The 15,687-nt window shown below is 72.9% G+C and carries 18 protein-coding genes, 1 tRNA gene and 1 pseudogene; 3 read left to right on the top strand and 17 right to left on the bottom strand.

Features of this window, described 5'->3' with window-relative positions; genetic code table 11:
- Positions 1 to 98 precede the first annotated feature (98 nt).
- Entirely contained in the window at positions 99 to 1,136 is a 1,038-nt protein-coding gene (locus OSB71_RS23530; RefSeq protein WP_265950823.1) for a Yip1 family protein, read from the top strand.
- Positions 1,137 to 1,230: 94 nt separating this feature from the next.
- Here the strand turns inward: OSB71_RS23530 and OSB71_RS23535 are convergent, their stop codons facing one another.
- On the bottom strand, positions 1,231 to 2,787 hold the full coding sequence (locus OSB71_RS23535) for a ricin-type beta-trefoil lectin domain protein (RefSeq protein WP_265950824.1): 1,557 nt from the start codon (positions 2,785 to 2,787) through the stop codon (positions 1,231 to 1,233).
- A gap of 149 nt (positions 2,788 to 2,936) precedes the next feature.
- Between OSB71_RS23535 and OSB71_RS23540 the strand changes: the two genes are divergently transcribed.
- Positions 2,937 to 3,368 (top strand): hypothetical protein, encoded by a 432-nt coding sequence (locus tag OSB71_RS23540; RefSeq protein ID WP_265950825.1) that lies wholly within the window; start codon positions 2,937 to 2,939, stop codon positions 3,366 to 3,368.
- Between the two features lie 67 nt (positions 3,369 to 3,435).
- On the opposite strand, the gene OSB71_RS23545 is transcribed toward OSB71_RS23540, so the two are convergent.
- From OSB71_RS23545 to OSB71_RS23565, 5 genes are all read right to left on the bottom strand, one after another.
- Positions 3,436 to 4,008, bottom strand: a complete 573-nt coding sequence (locus OSB71_RS23545) for a GNAT family N-acetyltransferase (RefSeq protein WP_265950826.1) — start codon at positions 4,006 to 4,008, stop codon at positions 3,436 to 3,438.
- 40 nt (positions 4,009 to 4,048) lie between these two features.
- Positions 4,049 to 6,430: a terpene synthase family protein gene (locus tag OSB71_RS23550; protein ID WP_265950827.1), complete on the bottom strand. Its 2,382-nt coding sequence runs from the start codon at positions 6,428 to 6,430 to the stop codon at positions 4,049 to 4,051.
- Between the two features lie 625 nt (positions 6,431 to 7,055).
- Positions 7,056 to 7,553 (bottom strand): phosphoribosyltransferase, encoded by a 498-nt coding sequence (locus tag OSB71_RS23555; protein ID WP_265950828.1) that lies wholly within the window; start codon positions 7,551 to 7,553, stop codon positions 7,056 to 7,058.
- Between the two features lie 11 nt (positions 7,554 to 7,564).
- On the bottom strand, positions 7,565 to 8,140 hold the full coding sequence (gene dcd / locus OSB71_RS23560) for a dCTP deaminase (RefSeq protein ID WP_265950829.1): 576 nt from the start codon (positions 8,138 to 8,140) through the stop codon (positions 7,565 to 7,567).
- Positions 8,141 to 8,247: 107 nt separating this feature from the next.
- Entirely contained in the window at positions 8,248 to 8,415 is a 168-nt protein-coding gene (locus tag OSB71_RS23565; RefSeq protein WP_265950830.1) for a hypothetical protein, read from the bottom strand.
- A 228-nt stretch (positions 8,416 to 8,643) separates the two neighbouring features.
- On the opposite strand from OSB71_RS23565, the gene OSB71_RS23570 reads away from it, so the two are divergent.
- Positions 8,644 to 8,717: transfer RNA gene (locus OSB71_RS23570), tRNA-Gly, on the top strand.
- 51 nt (positions 8,718 to 8,768) lie between these two features.
- On the opposite strand, the gene OSB71_RS23575 is transcribed toward OSB71_RS23570, so the two are convergent.
- From OSB71_RS23575 to OSB71_RS23625, 11 genes and pseudogenes are all read right to left on the bottom strand, one after another.
- Positions 8,769 to 9,959, bottom strand: a complete 1,191-nt coding sequence (locus tag OSB71_RS23575; protein WP_265950831.1) for a tyrosine-type recombinase/integrase — start codon at positions 9,957 to 9,959, stop codon at positions 8,769 to 8,771.
- The gene (locus tag OSB71_RS23580) at positions 9,959 to 10,168 is read right to left on the bottom strand and encodes a helix-turn-helix domain-containing protein (protein ID WP_265950832.1); all 210 of its coding nucleotides are present in this window, start codon (positions 10,166 to 10,168) and stop codon (positions 9,959 to 9,961) included. Before OSB71_RS23580 ends, OSB71_RS23575 begins: the two co-directional genes overlap by 1 nt.
- The gene (locus OSB71_RS23585) at positions 10,168 to 11,439 is read right to left on the bottom strand and encodes a replication initiator (protein WP_265950833.1); all 1,272 of its coding nucleotides are present in this window, start codon (positions 11,437 to 11,439) and stop codon (positions 10,168 to 10,170) included. The genes OSB71_RS23580 and OSB71_RS23585 overlap by 1 nt, the downstream gene beginning before the upstream one ends.
- Before the next feature lie 169 nt (positions 11,440 to 11,608).
- A complete protein-coding gene (locus tag OSB71_RS23590) occupies positions 11,609 to 11,881 on the bottom strand; it encodes a SpdD protein (protein WP_416237317.1) in 273 nt (90 codons plus the stop codon).
- A 17-nt stretch (positions 11,882 to 11,898) separates the two neighbouring features.
- Positions 11,899 to 12,096 (bottom strand): hypothetical protein, encoded by a 198-nt coding sequence (locus OSB71_RS23595; protein ID WP_265950835.1) that lies wholly within the window; start codon positions 12,094 to 12,096, stop codon positions 11,899 to 11,901.
- A 13-nt stretch (positions 12,097 to 12,109) separates the two neighbouring features.
- Complete coding sequence (locus OSB71_RS23600; protein ID WP_265950836.1) at positions 12,110 to 12,301, bottom strand: mobile element transfer protein; 192 nt, start codon at positions 12,299 to 12,301, stop codon at positions 12,110 to 12,112.
- Positions 12,302 to 12,314: 13 nt separating this feature from the next.
- Positions 12,315 to 12,929: a DUF2637 domain-containing protein gene (locus OSB71_RS23605; protein ID WP_265950837.1), complete on the bottom strand. Its 615-nt coding sequence runs from the start codon at positions 12,927 to 12,929 to the stop codon at positions 12,315 to 12,317.
- Positions 12,930 to 13,014: 85 nt separating this feature from the next.
- Positions 13,015 to 14,397: an FtsK/SpoIIIE domain-containing protein gene (locus OSB71_RS23610; RefSeq protein WP_265950838.1), complete on the bottom strand. Its 1,383-nt coding sequence runs from the start codon at positions 14,395 to 14,397 to the stop codon at positions 13,015 to 13,017.
- A 1-nt stretch (position 14,398) separates the two neighbouring features.
- Positions 14,399 to 14,746, bottom strand: a complete 348-nt coding sequence (locus tag OSB71_RS23615) for an SCO3933 family regulatory protein (protein WP_265950839.1) — start codon at positions 14,744 to 14,746, stop codon at positions 14,399 to 14,401.
- 192 nt (positions 14,747 to 14,938) lie between these two features.
- Positions 14,939 to 15,310: pseudogene (locus tag OSB71_RS23620) on the bottom strand (UTRA domain-containing protein); the annotation flags it as partial.
- A 9-nt stretch (positions 15,311 to 15,319) separates the two neighbouring features.
- Positions 15,320 to 15,687 (bottom strand): integrase core domain-containing protein (locus tag OSB71_RS23625; RefSeq protein WP_265950840.1); only part of this gene is annotated, 368 nt, incomplete at its 5' end.

Consider the following 15,687-nt stretch of genomic DNA (forward strand, 5'->3'; position numbering starts at 1 on the left):
GGGCGCCCCACCTACGGGATGTACCGAACCGGCCACAAGGCCGCCGCGGCCGCCGCCCGTGGCCCCACCCGCCGCCGGGACGCGGTACGTTCGACGGCGTGGCTGGATTCAGGATCGGACGCGGCCGGCACCCGCAGAACGCACAGCAGGGACAGCAGGGGCAGCAGGGGCAGTACCCGCCCGCCTCCCCGGGCTCCCCGGGGCCGGGCGCGGTCCCCGGCGCGGGGCCGGGACAGCCGCCGTACGGCCGGCCCGTGCAGTCACCGTACGGCCAGGACCCCTACGGCCGGCCGCCGCACGGTGGGCCCGGGCAGGCGCCGTACGGGCAGCCGGGCGTGACCTGGGGCCGGGGCGGCGCCCCCGGTGCCCCCGCCCCGGACGGCCGCGACCACGGGTACGGCCACGGGTACGGCCCCGGCGAGCCCGAGTACCTGGGCGGGCCCGCCGCCGACCCGTACGCCGACGCTCCGGGCCACACCCGCCAGTTCACCTTCGGCGACCCCGACGGCGTACCGCCGGGCCACCCCGGCGAGGGCGACGACTACGGCAGCGGCTCGACGTACGCGGCCGGGCGCCAGGGCGGACCGCCCGCGGGCCCCCGGCTGCCGTGGAAGCAGTTGCTGAGCGGCCTGGTGCTCCGCCCCAACGCCACGTTCTGGCAGATGCGCGACCACACCGTGTGGGGCCCCGCCGTCACCGTCACCTTCCTCTACGGGCTGCTGGCCGTCTTCGGGCTCGACGAGCCGCGCGAGGAGGTGCTCAGCTCCACGCTGTCCACCGCCGTGCCGTTCGTGCTGATGACCGGCGTCGCCGTCGTGCTGTCCGCGCTCGTCCTCGGCTCCGTGACCCACGCGCTGGCCCGCCAGTTCGGCGGGACGGGCGCCTGGGCGCCCACCGTGGGCCTGGCGATGCTGATCGCCTCCCTCACCGACGCGCCCCGGCTGCTGTTCGCCTTCTTCCTCGGTGGCGACGCGCCGTTCGTCCAGGTGCTGGGATGGCTCACCTGGGTCGCGGCGGGCGCGCTGTTCACCGCGATGGTCAGCCGCTCCCACGACCTGCCCTGGCCGCGCGCGCTGGGCGCCTCCTCGATCCAGCTCCTGGCCCTGCTGTTCCTGATCAAGCTCGGCACGCTGTAGCGGGCGCGGGACGGGGGCGCGCCGCCGCCGTCCCACGCCCGGTCGCGGGTCCGTCCCACGCCCGGTCGCGGGTCCGCCCCGCGCCCGCCGCGGGTCAGGCGAAGCGCTGGGCCGGTGAGCCGTCGCACGGCTGGAGGCGGGCCGGGGCCGTCGCCGAGCCGAGGGTGACGCACAGGTCCGGGGCGGCGGTCGGGCGCAGCGTGCCGCCCTCCCGCACGAAGCGCTGGTTCTCCCCCGCGTGGCAGTTCCACAGCGTCAGGCCGGTGCCGGCCGCGTACCGGCCGCCGGGCACGTCCAGGCAGCGGTCGTGCGTCAGCTCCGTGTGGACGCGCTGCCCGGCCGGATCGTGCCACCAGCCCTGGTTGCGCCCGCCGTGGCACGTCCAGCCGCGCACCGCCGTGCCGTTGGCGCTGGCCGCCCCGTCGGCGTCCAGGCAGGCGCCGGTCGCGGCGTGGCGCAGCGGGGCGAACGCGTCGTCCCACGCGCCCGGGTACAGCCGCGGCTCGCCACCGCCGTCCGGGTCGGCGCAGGACGCCTCGCGCAGCCCGGAGGCCGCCAGTTGCGTCAGGCACGAGGCGAAGGCGCCGTGCCCGCGGTGGTTGGGGTGGAAGGACTGCCGCACGGAGTTGGCGTCCGGCGGGAAGGGGTTCGTCAGGTCGACGGTGAGGCCGCGCGCGAACGGGTTCTCCATGCACACCTCGTGGCCGTGGAAGAGCCGGGACGCGTCCAGGTAGGTCGCGCCGGACTGGCGGGCGGCGGAGCGCAGACCATCCTGGAAGGGCGGCACGGCGCCGTCCCGGGCCCACCGGGAGTCGGGGGTGTACCCCGTGCAGCCGCCGGGGATCTTGCCCGGGAAGCGGGGGTTGTCGCGGATGTCGGGCCCGATGGGGCTCGGGTAGCTCATGACGACGAGGTCGTAGTCACCGTCGGCGTAGCCCGCCTCCCGCATGACGGTGCGCAGGTCGCCGACGGTGGCCGTCACCTTGGGCACCAGGCCGTCCACGCGCTCCTGCCAGCCGGGCGCGTACTTCGGCTCGCACGGGCCCTGGAAGGTGAACCAGCGGGTGACGCAGTCGGTGATCACCGGCCCGAAGCGCAGGTCGTCGTTGGCGCCGACGACCAGGAGGACGAGTTCCAGCCGCGTGTTGCGCGCCGCGATGGCCAGGCTGTCGCTCTGCACCAGCTCGTCCGCGTACTGCGGGGTGCCGCCGATGCGGACGTTGACCGTCGAGGCCCCGGAGCAGGCGGCGTTGTAGGTCACGTCCGCGTCGATCCCGGTGCGGTGGATGGCGGCGTCCGGCGAGCGGTGGCACCAGTTGTCCGGGCCGTCGGTGCCCGGTTCGTAGGTGCCCACGCCCTCGCCGCTGATCTCGCTGTCCCCCAGGGAGATCAGCGAGGTCTTGCGCTCCGCCACCGGGCGGACGGCCGGGTCGCCGTACAGCTCCACCGCCTCGGCCGCCCGGAGGGTCTCCAGCTCGGGCCGCAGCGGCGCGGGCCGCCCCGCGCCACCGGGCGCGGCGGCGGCCGACGCGGCGGCCGGGGCGGTGGGGCCGGCGGGATCGGCGGCCGTCGCGGCGGGGGCCGAGGTGGCCAGCAGCGCGAGCGCGGCGGCCGCCACCGCCCACACCCGTCCTGGTCTTCCACGTGCCATGGGGACTCCCTCGCGCAGACGTCACGGTCAGGGAGGTTGTACTCGCAGGTAACCGTGCTGGGAACCCTCCGCGCAGCGGGAGTTGACCGCTGACCGAAAACGACGGGGCGAACCCCGGGCCACGGCACCCGGCTGCCAGGATGGCGCCCATGACTCCCCTGGCCCCCGCCGCGCGCCTGGCGTGCCTCGCCGGCATCGCCGCCGCCCTCGTGCTGACCGGCTGCCGGACGACCGAAGCCGTCCCCGACGCCCAGGCGTCCTCCCTCCCCGGCCCCACCACCACCAGCACCAGCACCGCCGCGCCCGACGCGGCCGCCCGGCTGGCCGAGCGCTACCAGCAGGACGGCGGCCTCCGCGACGTTCACGGACTCCAGCACACCGCGGGCCCGGGCGGCGTCCCCCTGATCACGGTGTGGACGCGCGAGGACGAGGCCCGGGGCGCCGAGGAGTTCCAGGACCTGCGCGACTCCGTCACCGCGTTCCTCCGGGACGAGGAGCGACTGGAGCTGGGGCAGGGGTACCTCCTCGACGTCTTCGGCCCCGACGGCGGCCTCCGCCACCGGCTCGACGCCCGGCCCTGACCCGGAGGCGGGCGGCGGGGCGGGCGTCGGGGGGCGCGCTGCGGGCGGGGGGCGGGGCGCGGGTGCGCTACCCCGGTGGCGGGAGCTCGAACCACGCCACCACGGCGTCGGCGTCACCCCCGGTCGCGTCCGTCACGTCCGTCACGTCCGTCGCGTCCCTCGCGTCCCCGGGCGCCCGCCCCGTCGTCAGCGCGCCGCCCAGCCGGTTCAGCGCCCGGCACGCGGCCGCGTTGCCGGACGTGGTGCGCGCCAGCACCCACCGCCCGCCCAGTGCCCGGGTGCGGTCGAGCAGGCGGTGCAGGGCGGCGCCGCCGACGCCCGCGCCGCGCGCGGTGCGGCCCAGCCACAGCCCCGCCTCCAGCACACCGTCCCCCTCCTCCGGGACCGGGCACAGCCGCGCGGCCCCCACCACCCGGCCGGCGCACAGCACCGCGTACGTCCACTCCACCGGGTCGGGTGCCAGCCCGTGGCACCGGCCCCGGTGGAACCGGGTGAACGCGGCGCGGCGTGCGTCCGTCCACCCCGGCGGACCGGGCACCGGGGGCATGACCTCCGCGGGCTCGGCGTCGGCGACGGCGGCGTCCAGCAGGGCGGGGAGCAGCTCCGCGTCGAGCGGGCGCAGCGTGACGTGGGCGCGCATGCCCGCATCCTCACCGCCGCGCCCGCCCGGCGCGAGCGGATTACCCGGCCCCGCCCGCCGGGCCCGGCCCGCCGACGGTGCCCACCGCCACCGGCGGCGGCCCGGGCACCCCGGCCGCCGGGCCCGCACCGGCCGCCGGGCCCGCACCGGCCGGCGCATCGGCGTCCGGCACGGGGCGCGGTGGCATCGACGGCACGGCGAGCGGGGGGAGCGAGGGGGCCAGCCGGACCGCCGACGTCCCCAGACCGGTGGGCACGGGCGGCCGGAAGGGGCTGTGCAGGTCCTCCTCCTTGTACCGCACGCAGTCGCGGTGCCAGACGTGGATGCCGGAGATCCAGTTCTCCAGGTCCCGCACGTACCCGGCGAGGGCGGCGCGCTCGCCCGCGTCCAGCCCCAGGTCGTCGCAGAGCACCGGGATCTCGCTGGCGGAAACGTGCTGGAACTGGCTCATGCGCGACCGCATCAGGTCGTCCACGATGCGCAGCCCCGTGGGGTAGTCGACGTCGAAGAAGCGCTGCACCACCAGCACGCCGTTGTGCATCTCGCCCTCGACCTCGATCTCCTTCTGGTACGAGAAGACGTCGTTGAGCAGGCAGGCGTAGTCGGCGGCGGCGTTCTCCAGCGAGCGCACGGTGCCGCTGCGGTAGACGGCGTCGGAGACCGTCAGCCCGCGGCGCAGGCGGCACAGGCTCATCGTCATGTCGGAGCCGAACGTCAGGCGGCGCATCTCCAGGTAGTCCACCGGGTCGGGGACGCGGTTCTGCGCCTGGTTGGCCAGCTCCCACAGCCAGCTCTCCGTCATCCGCTCCACCGAGGCCCGGAACTGGCGGCGGTCGGGCTCCGGCAGCGGCCCGGCCGTGCGCGCCCACAGGTCGGCCAGCCCCCGCTCCAGCGCGTTGCCGGGCACGGCCGCGGGCACGGCGCCGTCCTCGACCGGCATGAACAGCTTGAAGCGCTCCGTCTGCGCCTTGGCCGTCAGCAGGTCGCGCGGGGCGCCGAAGACGACGGGGTAGTAGTCGTCCCCGTAGGTGCCCCAGGTGAGCCAGCAGGAGGCCAGGTTGAGCTCGTCCGCGCTGGAGTCGGGGGCGATTCCGGCGGCGCAGAGCGGGAAGTCGAAGCCCGCCAGGCGCTCGGCCGTCCACACGTCGGACGCGGGCACGCCCGGCTGCGGCTGGAGCATGCCCATGCGGCCCGCCCACTGAACGCAGTGCGTGCGCGCCTCGTCGACGTGCGGGCTGAGCCGGGCCGGGAAGGGGATGTCGAAGTCCGGCAGCCGCGACGGGCCCACCCGCTGGAACGGGACGTGGGTGTAGGTGCGGGCGCGCGCGGCCTCCGCTCGCGCGGTCGTCAGCCGGAGGTTCGCGGCCGCCGTGCCCAGCCCCGTCGGCACCAGCGACAGCCCGGAGGGCACGGTGGAACCGGAGGCGGCGGCGCCCTCGTTCATGTACCGGCTGGAGCGCAGGTGCCACTCGTGACCGCCGGACTGCCAGTCCTGCAACCCCTTGACGTACGCCGCCACCCGCGCCGTCTCCGCCGGGGCCAGCCCGTGCTCGGCGCACAGCGGGGCCACCTCGGTGAGCGCGGTGTTCTCGAACTGCTGGATGCGCGAGGTGAGCAGGTCGCCCACGGCGTCGGCGGCCTCCTGGGTGGAGCAGCCGAGGAAGTGCTCCAGCACCAGCACGCCGTTGCTCAGCTCCCCCTCGTCCCGCGTCTCGCGCTCGTAGGAGAACAGGTCGTTGCGCAGGTGGACGCCGTCCGAGAAGGTGTCGCGCAGCACGCGCAGCGGCCGCGAGCCGGCGACGGCCGCCGGGACCTCGGCCCGGGCCGCGTACTCCACCAGCCCCGCCGACCACGGGGCGCCGCCGACCTTGCGGCGCATCTCGATGTACTCGACCGGGTTCGGCACCCGCCCGATGTTGATGTTGGACAGCTCCCACAGCGACTCGTTGAGCAGGTTCTCGGTGCTCTCCGCGAAGCGGGCGCGCCACTGCGGCGACATCGCGGGGACGGTGCGCGCCCACAGGTCCGCCAACCCGGCCTCGACCGGGTTCTCCGGCTCGGGCACGCCGACGGAGAGGTCCATCGGCATGAACGCGGGCAGCCGGTCCAGGTACGCCTTGCCGCCCGCGCGGTCCTGCGACCGCTTGAAGCACTCCAGGAAGTGGTCGTCGAAGAAGAACACCCACACGTACCAGTCGGTGACCAGGGCGAGCGCCTCCTCGGAGGCGTCGGGATGGGTGTAGCCGCACAGCAGGGCGTAGTCGTGCGCGTCGAGATCCGACTGGTTCCAGATGCCCGAACCCTCCAGCATCCCCATGCGCCGGGCCCACTCGGTGGAGTGGGCCCGCGCGGCGTCGACGTGCGGACTCAGCCGTGCGGGGTACGGCGTGTAGAACTCGGGCAGGACGAAGGGCTGTGACACGGAACCTCTCCCGGCAGGTGCGCGACCCGGACGGCCCAGCCCTACCCCTGGGCCCCGGCCCCATCCGGCCCCCCGCCCAAACCACCGTTCCGAGTGAACCCCACCCCAACGCTCACCCTCCCGCCCCCGCCCCACCCGCACGCCACACGACGAGGCGACACACGTCCCGGGCCACGCAGCCCGGCACCACTCGGCGGGATACCACACGGGTCGGCGCCACACGGCCGGATACCACGCGGGCCCGCACGCCCGGGCCCCACACGACCCGGCACCACACACCGGGGCCCACCCAGCCCGTCACCGCACGCCCGAGGCCCACCCAGCCCGGGACTGCACGCCGGGGCCCACCCGGACACCACACACCGGGGCGCCACACGCCGGACACCACACGCCGGGACGCCACCCGGGCCGCGCGCCCGGGCACCGTACGACCGGACACCACACGGCCCGGCGCCACAAACTTCGGGGCGCCACACATCGGGGCGTCACTCAACCCGGCGCCACACGGCAGAGGGCACCAGTGCAGCCCGGCGCCACACGGTGCGGCACCGCACGACGGAGCGCCACGCGCCCCGGCACCGCGCGCCCCGGCGCCACGCGGCCCGGCGCCGCACGGCGCGCAGGGTCAGGAGTCCAGCACCTGCCCGGGGCGCCGCACCACGGGCGGGTCGACGCTCCACGGGAAGTTGATCCACTCTTCCGTGTGCTTCCACACGTACTCACACTTGACCAGCGACTGCGGCTTCTCGTAGACCACCGCGCTGCGCACGTCCGCGACGTGGCCCGCGCAGAAGTCGTGGATGAGCTTCAGCGTCTTCCCGCTGTCGGCGACGTCGTCCGCGATCAGCACCTTCTTCTGCGAGAAGTCGACGACGTTCGGCACCGGCGCCAGCATCACCGGCATCGGGAGTGTCGTGCCCACGCCGGTGTAGAACTCGACGTTGACCAGGTGCAGGTTCTTGCAGTCCAGCGCGTACGCCAGGCCGCCGGCGACGAACACGCCACCGCGGGCGACCGACAGGATCAGGTCCGGTGCGAACCCGTCGTCCGCGACCATCCGGGCCAGCTCGCGCACCGCGCGGCCGAAGCCCTCGTACGTCAGGTTCTCGCGCGTGTCACTCATGCCGTGCGTCCTCACACCTGGGACCGGTGGAAGTTCAGGAAGGAGCGCGAGGGCGTGGGCCCGCGCTGGTTCTGGTAGCGCGACCCGTACTGCGGCGAGCCGTACGGGAACTCGGCGGGCGACGTCAGCCGGAACATGCACAGTTGGCCGATCTTCATCCCGGGCCACAGCTTGATCGGCAGCGTCGCGACGTTGCTGAGCTCCAGCGTCACGTGGCCGGAGAACCCCGGGTCGATGAACCCGGCCGTGGAGTGCGTCAGCAGCCCGAGGCGGCCGAGCGAGCTCTTCCCCTCCAGCCGCGAGGCGATGTCCTCGGGCAGCGTCACCACCTCGAACGTCGAGGCGAGCACGAACTCCCCGGGGTGCAGGATGAACGGCTCGTCGCCCTCCGGCTCGATGAGCCGCGTGAGGTCCGGCTGCTCGACGGCCGGGTCGATGTGCGGGTAGCGGTGGTTCTCGAACACCCGGAAGAACCGGTCCATCCGGACGTCGATGCTCGACGGTTGCACGAGCGCCGCGTCGTACGGCTCGATCCGTACCCGGCCCGCGTCGATTTCGGCCCGGATGTCCTTGTCTGAGAGAAGCACGGTGCCGAGGTTACGCGCACGGGCGGGACCCGACCCAATCGGGCCCGGCCCCGCCCGCGCGTCACGTCACGCACACGGCGCACGGCACACGCGGCCGTCCGGCCCGCTCAGTGCCGGACCGCACCCTTCACCGGAACCGCCTGCCGCAGCCGCGCGCACCGCGGACACCGCAGCAACCGCCCCGGCCCGATGCGCTCGCTGCCGAGCTGCTGCATCGGAAACGTGCTGGTGCTGAACTCGTGCCCCTCGGCACAGCGCACGACGGTGGACTCCATCGCTCACTCTCCCCAATTGCGTGGACGACGCGAGGACGAAGGCCACCCTAGGGGACGTATCGGGCCCCACCGGCCCCACGACACCCCACCCACCGTACGCCCGCCCGGCACCCCCCACGGCACCCCCGCCGCACACGACGACGGACCCCGCGGCCTGTGCGCCGGAGGTCCGTGATGAGGTACAGTAACCCGCGACGAGCAAGCCGCCCACCAGGGCACTTGACTCACGCGGGCGTAGTTTAATGGTAGAACATGAGCTTCCCAAGCTTATAGCGCGGGTTCGATTCCCGTCGCCCGCTCCACCACGAAGGCCCAGGTCACCGACCTGGGCCTTACTCGTTGTCTAGACCGCCCTAAGCGTCCTGCACCAGATCCGCACCAGAAGCCCCCGCACCGTCCTTGCTCCGCTCCCCGCGCACCAGCCTGTCGAGCCCACCGGCCACCTCCTGCTGACGACCGTCGTCCGAGTGCTGGTAGATCAGCGCCGCCCGCTCCGTCGACTGCCCGGCCCGCACCATCGTGTCCTTCAGCGTCGCCCCGGCCCGCACCATCGTGTCCTTCAGCGTCGCCCCGGCCCGCGTCGCCAACGTGTGCCCGGTATGCCGGAGGTCGTAGAACCGGAAGGACTCCGGAAGGCCCGCCAGGACGCGTGCCCTGCGCCACTTCCGCCCGAAGGTGGTGCACCGGAACGGCTTGCCCTTCTCCCCCACGAACAGCAGGCCGTCCGGCCCCTTCTCGGCATACCAGTCGAGATGCCGCCGCAAATCCGTCCGCAGAAAGGCGGGCAGGGCCACCGTGCGACGCCCCGCCCACGACTTCGTGTCCCCGGGCGCCCGCCGGCCCGTGTTCAGTTCCGGGGCCGCCTTCCGGACCCGGACCGTCATCGTGTCCAGGTCGACGTCCTTCCGCCGCAGCTCCGCCAGCTCCTCGGGCCGCAGCTGTCCGTACGCCCCGAGATAGACCATCAACCGCCAACGCGGCCCCAGCGCGTCCGCCAAGGCGTCGACCTGACCCACGGTGGCGATCTGCCGCTCAGCCGCCGACTCCTTGCCCGCGCCCTTGATGCGGCACGGGTTCCGGCGGATCAGTTCGTCGTCAACGGCCGTCTCCATGATGGCTTTCAGCAGTCGGTACGCCTTGGCAACCGTCGTCGCCCCCGTAGCCGCCAGCCGTTCCGTCCGCCATGTGCGCACCCGAGGCGCCGTGATCTCGTCCAGGTCCAGCGCCTCGAACGTCGGCAGGAGGTGCAGCCGCAGGAGGCGCCGGTACAGCTCATCCGTCGTCGGCGCGAGGCCCCGCTCATCGATCCACTGCCAGGCGTACTCCTTGAACGCCACCGCTCCCGCGTTCGGGTCCTGCCAGTCCCCGCGTGTGAGGTCGGCCTCGGCCTGGGAGAGCCAGATCTCTGCGTCGGTCTTCGTGGCGAACGTCTCGGGCAACCGGCGTTCCAGCCCGTCGGGCCCCGGATAGCTGGCGGTCCAGCGGCCGGAGCGGTACTGCCGGACGGAGCCGAAGCGGCGACGGGTGCCCTTCTTGTTGCCCATCAGGCGGCCCTCCGGTAGCGACCGGGCCGTCGACGCACCGGCATCACCGTGTGGGCCGTCACGAAGCCGGTCAGCGCGTCCTCCGGGATACGGACATGCCGACCGACCTTGACGAAGGTGATGCGCCGCTCAGCGATCAGCCGCCGGGGGAAGCGGACCGACGTGCCCAGTCGCTCGGCCACTTCCTCCACGGTGAGCAGTCGGTCCATCAGGTGTCTCCTTCCGTGCGTTCCGCATGTAGGACGTCGGTGAGCCAGCGTTCGCCGTCGGTGAGCCCGGAACCGGCGTAGGACCAGTGGGCGAGGACGAGCGTCGGGGCTGTCTGCTCCTGGCCGTCGTCGCCGTGCGCGAGGGCGGCTTGGAGGCGTCGCCACTCGGCCCGTGCCTCACGGAGGGTCGTGAGCGTGGTCGAGTAGCGGCGGGTCTTGGTGGAGAAGTGCCCGCGAAAGCCGAGCATGTGGGCCCAGGCACGGAGCCGGAGGTGTTCGAGGTCCTGACGGGCGCCCAGCTCCCAGCACGTGCGGATCATGCGGCGTGCGTGATCGGTGACGTCAGCGTGCGCCAGCTCGGCCAGGAGCCGGATGCGGCGGTCGAGCGTGCCGGTGGCCGTCTCGGCTCCTTTGGTGGCGTACTTGGCGATGTAGCCCGCCACGGCCCGGTCGGTCAGCTCGGTACCGCCCTCGAAGTCGGCGGAGCGGATGACCCGCACGTCGAGCTGGCGCCCGAAGACGAACGAGTGCTCCCGCCCGTCCACCGTCGGGCCTGCCACCACGGCAGCGCGGGCGGCCGCCCGAATGGCGTCGGTCAGCAGCTCGGCGGAGGCCCAGTGCGGCGGCGGGGTCGAGCCACCGTCCGGCCCGTCGAGGCGAATCACGGCATGGAAGTGGACGGCTCCGCGCCGCTGGTACTCGGCGACCTTGGCGAAGGACACCCGGGCGAAGCGGCGGAACGCGCGCTGTGTCAGTCCGGCTCGCTTGGCGATCTCCCGACGGAGGTAGATGGAGAACCGCCGCCACAGCGCCCCGGCGTGCGCGTTCCACAGCACCGCGGCTTCGTAGTCGTAGCGCTCCGGGGCCAGCGGCGTCCCGAGGACCGGGTCGTCCGGCGCGTGGACGACGCCGCAGCGGCAGGCCGGACGGTTGCTCGGTCGATTGTGCACCGGGCCGAAGCCGGGGGCGGTGAAGGTGGCGAAGACGCGCGGATGTGCGGAGACGTCTTCCGGAACGCCCTTGCCGCCCCGGAGTCCGGCAGTGATGAGGTGGTAGGTGTCACGCCGGTACGTCTCGGCGCAGGTCCGGCAGCGGGTGGCCCGGCGGTTGTTGCAGCGGACGAGGAGCTGACCGGCGGGCATCGTGGCCGAGTCCAGGCGGTGCACCACGGAGCCGATCTCACCCGTGGTGGTGTCGAGGTGATGTTCCGTGCGGTGTCCGGCCAGGCGAACGGGACGGATGCAGCCGCCGAGGCTGCCGAGCTGTCGCACAAGGCCGGGCAGCTGCCCGTACGCGGCGAGTCGGCCCAGCTCGGCAGGCGGCGGGGTGGTGTCGCGGGGGAAGATGGTGACTCTCCTTGTCTTGCTTCGGCGGGACGAGGGGCCGGGCCTGCCGGGGCGGTGGATGCTTGGCGGTATCGAGACCGCCCCGGTGGGCCGCTCAGCGGCGACGCTGTGAGGCCAGCAGCGAGCGCAGGACGACGGTGGCGACCGCGACGGACAGGGCGGTCACGGCGACGGCCGCCAGGAGCGCGGTCAGCACGACGCCGCCCAGGAGCACGGCGGCCACGGCGCCCGTGCGCGGGGACGCCAGCAGCGAGCCGGTCGACGGGCGAACGGGCGTCGGGGCGTGCTGACATCCGCAGGGGGACGCCGCTTCGGCGTGGCGGACCAGCGTGGGACGCGGAGCGCTGGGGAGCTGGGGGCGGAACAGCATGGTCTGGTGTCCTCTCACTCGTTGGTCGTGCCGTTGAAGACGTCGACTCCCGTGCGGGTGCCGGTGTCGATGGCGGGGGCCAGGAACGTCTGGCTGAGGTAGAAGCCGAAGAGGGCGATCACGACGACGACCCACATGCGGACGCCGAGGAACTTGACGCCCGCCCAGGCGATGACACCCAGGACCAGGACGAGCGGCAGGGAGATGGTCACGTCGGAGCTCCTGTCAGGCGACGCGGCAGCGGTGGGTTCGGGCGGCCAGTTCGGCGGCGGCCCGGGAGTCGTAGTCGGCGGAGAAGCCGCAGCGGGGAGCGGTGCACGCGGCGGTGTGCGTCTCACGGCCCCGACCGTCGTAGGCGGTGCCGACCTGTACGGGACCTATGCGGATCACGCGGCGAAAGCGACGGTTGGCGGGCATGACGAGCGTCCTTTCAAGCGAGTTGGGTGACGATCTGCTGAGCGAGCACCGGCGGGACGCCGAGGCGGGTGCGGAGGGTGTCCGCGTCGATGGGCTGCCCGGTGCGTTCCTGGTGAGCGGCGGCGACCTTGCGCGCGTGCTCGACGAGGGCGGCGGGCACGGTCGGCGTTGCCGGTTGCGGCGGCGCGACGTCCAGCTCGGCCGGGTGTTCCGTCGGTTCGGCCGTCCGGGCGGGTGCGATGCCGGCCGGTTCCTCGGTCGTCGTCGCCGGGCTGTGAGCCAGCAGCGTGCCGTCGAGGAAGGCGACGGCCGGCCATCCGGCCACGAGGACGCGGAGCCACGCCGGAACGTCGTCCAGGTCGAGCAGCCCGGCGGTGGCGACGTTGGCACCGAGCGAGGCCACCAGGGCGATCAGGAACCAGGCCCAGGCGGAAGCCGTCGCCCGGCCCGAGCGGAGCCGTCGCCAGGCCGCCACGAGGAGCAGGTCGACGGAAATGGGATAGGCCCATGCCATCCAGCCGTGCTGTCCGGCGGCTTCGGCCAGGTCGTGAAGGTGGGCGAAGGACAGGGCACCGGCGATCACCGCTTGGATCAGTACGGCGTCCACCCGTGCCAGGTAACGGCGCATCGCGGGACCTCCTCTCGGTTTCGGGCATGACGGGGTGGGGACGGGGCGCGGGAACGGTCGCGCCGACCGGTTCGTGGTGGTGCGGTCAGCCCGTGACAGGCCGGGGCTTGGTCAGCGGCACAGGCGGAGCGTCTGCCGGACGGACAGGCACCGGGGGCCTGAACGGCATCAGGGCTGGAACGTACGGCGTCAGCTCCGCCGACTCCTGGCAGACGGCGGCGGCGTCGCCCAGCGACAGGTAGGGGGTGCGGATGCGGGACCAGCCGCCGGACGTGTCACCCGCCACAGCGAGGCCCGGCAGCTCCGGGGCGATGGCGCAGGCCGCGCCTACGGCTTCGGGGGCGATGTCGCCGAGGGCCATCTTGGCGGAGGCTTCGTCATTGACCGGGTGGCAGACGCGGCCGGTGAGCTGAGCGCGGAGCATGGTCGCGCCCTTGCCCAGCTCGGCCCCGAATCGCTGGCCGCACACCTCCAGGTAGACCCCCGCAGCCCGCCCGAGCTGGGCGAGCCGAATCAGGTGCGTGACCATCTCGTCCCGGCGTTCCTCGTCCTTCTTCGTCGCGGTCATGAACAGCTCGGCCACTTCGTCGACGAACAGCACCACCGGCACCGGGCGTTCCTTCTCCGGCAGCCCCCAGACGTCCGAGGTGATCTCTTCGTACGGGGTACCGGGAGCGATGCCCTGCCGGGCCTTGATGAGGTCGTAGCGGTCCTCCATCTCCTTGACGAGCACGGGTAGCAGTTCAGCGGCTTCGGTCGGGTCGGTGGCCAGCGCCGACAGTCGGGGCGCGAACGGCGCCAGCTCCACGCCGCGCTTGCAGTCGATCCCGGCAAGTGCGACCGGCTGCCGGGCCAGTCCGCTGATCAGGGTGCGCAGATACATGGACTTGCCCGACAGCGTCGCGCCCAGGGCGAGCTGATGCGGAACGGTCAGGTAGTTGCGGACGAACGGCAGAGCGTCCTCCCGCAGCGCGACCGGCACTTTCAGCAACTCGGCGGGATGGGCAGACTTCGGCATCCGGACCCGCCGGAGCACGTCGTAGCCGACGAGCCGAAGCTCGACCACTCCCGGCTTGACCGGTGTCACGTACACCGCGTGGACTCCCCATGCGTGCCGGAGCCGTTCGGCGGACGCGGCGACGTCGGCGGGCTCCTGCCCCGGTGCCAGCCGAAGCCGTACCCGGAGCCCTGTCGACGTCGGTCGGATCAGGCCCCGTCGAGGCGCGACCGGCCGCACCTCACGGCGACTCGTCGCCTGTAGGGCGAGGGTGCGAAGACGGGACGGGGCAACCGTCAGTCCGCACGCGTCCATCACCGAGCCGTACGAGGTCAGAAGTCGTCCCACCGACAACGGCAGACCCACGGTGTTCCAGTAGACGGCGGGGTGCCGAGTGCGGGCCCAGGCGGCCCCGCCGCCGAGTGCGACGAGGGGGCCACCCAGTTCCAGCAGGTTCACCAGTTCGGACACCTCAGGCCCCCGCACCGACCATGGCGCCTGCGGTGACGGCGGCGGCCCGGTAGGCGATGCCGTGCCGCTGCTGACCGTTGAACACCGACTCCCACGGCCGGGCCACCAGGCCGGGCAGCGAGACCGGCGAGCCGAGCGCCAGCCCCTCGGACACGCCGCTCTCGGGCACGGTCACGTGGATGAGCGAGGATTCGCCTTCGTCGATGTAGACGACGCCGACCTTCATCAGCGCCTCACCGGTGACGGCGTCCTTGGCGATCTCGCCCGTCTGACGGTCCCGCACCTTGGGCTCAGGGGCTTCGGTCAGGAGGATCGTGGCGGTGGAGGTCTCCACTCGGATAGAACGCACGGGTCTCTTCTCCTTGGGTCAGTCCCCGCCAGGGCATCTAGTTGTCTATACAAGATGCCCTGGCGGGACGGATTCGACTGGGGAACGCGAACCACTGTGCCACACATCTTGCGCACTCGTCTATACGAGTATGCCTCTCGGTGTGTACAAGCTCTGCGGAGGCTGAGCCCCAGAGGCATCGCCAGCCCCGCGCTATGTCGCGGGGAGTTGGTAGTGGAGGACGTAGGCGTCGGCCGCCATGACGGTGTCGCAGACCTCCAGGGCTCGGCCCTTGGTGTCGTAGGCCGTCCGCACGAGATGGATGACCGGCACACCGGACGCCAGCCGCAGCGTCCTCACCTCCTGCGGAGAAGGCATCCGAGCCCGCACCTCCTCCTCGAACCGGTCGAGGGTGTGACCCAGTTCCCCCAACCGTGCGTAGATTCCGCCGGGACCAGGATTGGGCTGCGCGATCGGGGTATCGCGGGCCAGATCCAACGGGAGGTAGGAGGTGGCGAACTCCACCGGCCGCCCATCCAGCAGATACCGCCGACGCCGCGCCAGGACCTGAACCGCCCCGGGTCGGTAGAGATTTCAGATGATGGTTTTGACCTGGGGTTTCATGGTTGTCAGGTAGTAGTTGGTCTCGTACTCAACGGGTGGCACGTGGCCTATCTCACCGTGGAGTCGTCGGTGGCAGTACCAGTCGATCCACTCGGCGGTGGCCAGCTCGACCTGGGAGAGGGTCTTCCAGGGTCTTTGTGGCTTGATCAACTCGGTTTTGTACAGGCCGATCGTGCTCTCCATCAGGGCGTTGTCGTACGCGTCGCCGACGGAGCCGATCGATGCGGCGATGTCGGCAGCGTCCAGGTGCTCGGCCAGCTTGAAGCTGGTGTACTGGGCGAGTTCAATCGGTCGTTGCAACACCGGACTGTTGCAGCGAGCGTAGCTGTTCTTCGAAG

The organism is Streptomyces marinisediminis (assembly GCF_026262575.1).
Classification (GTDB): domain Bacteria; phylum Actinomycetota; class Actinomycetes; order Streptomycetales; family Streptomycetaceae; genus Streptomyces; species Streptomyces marinisediminis.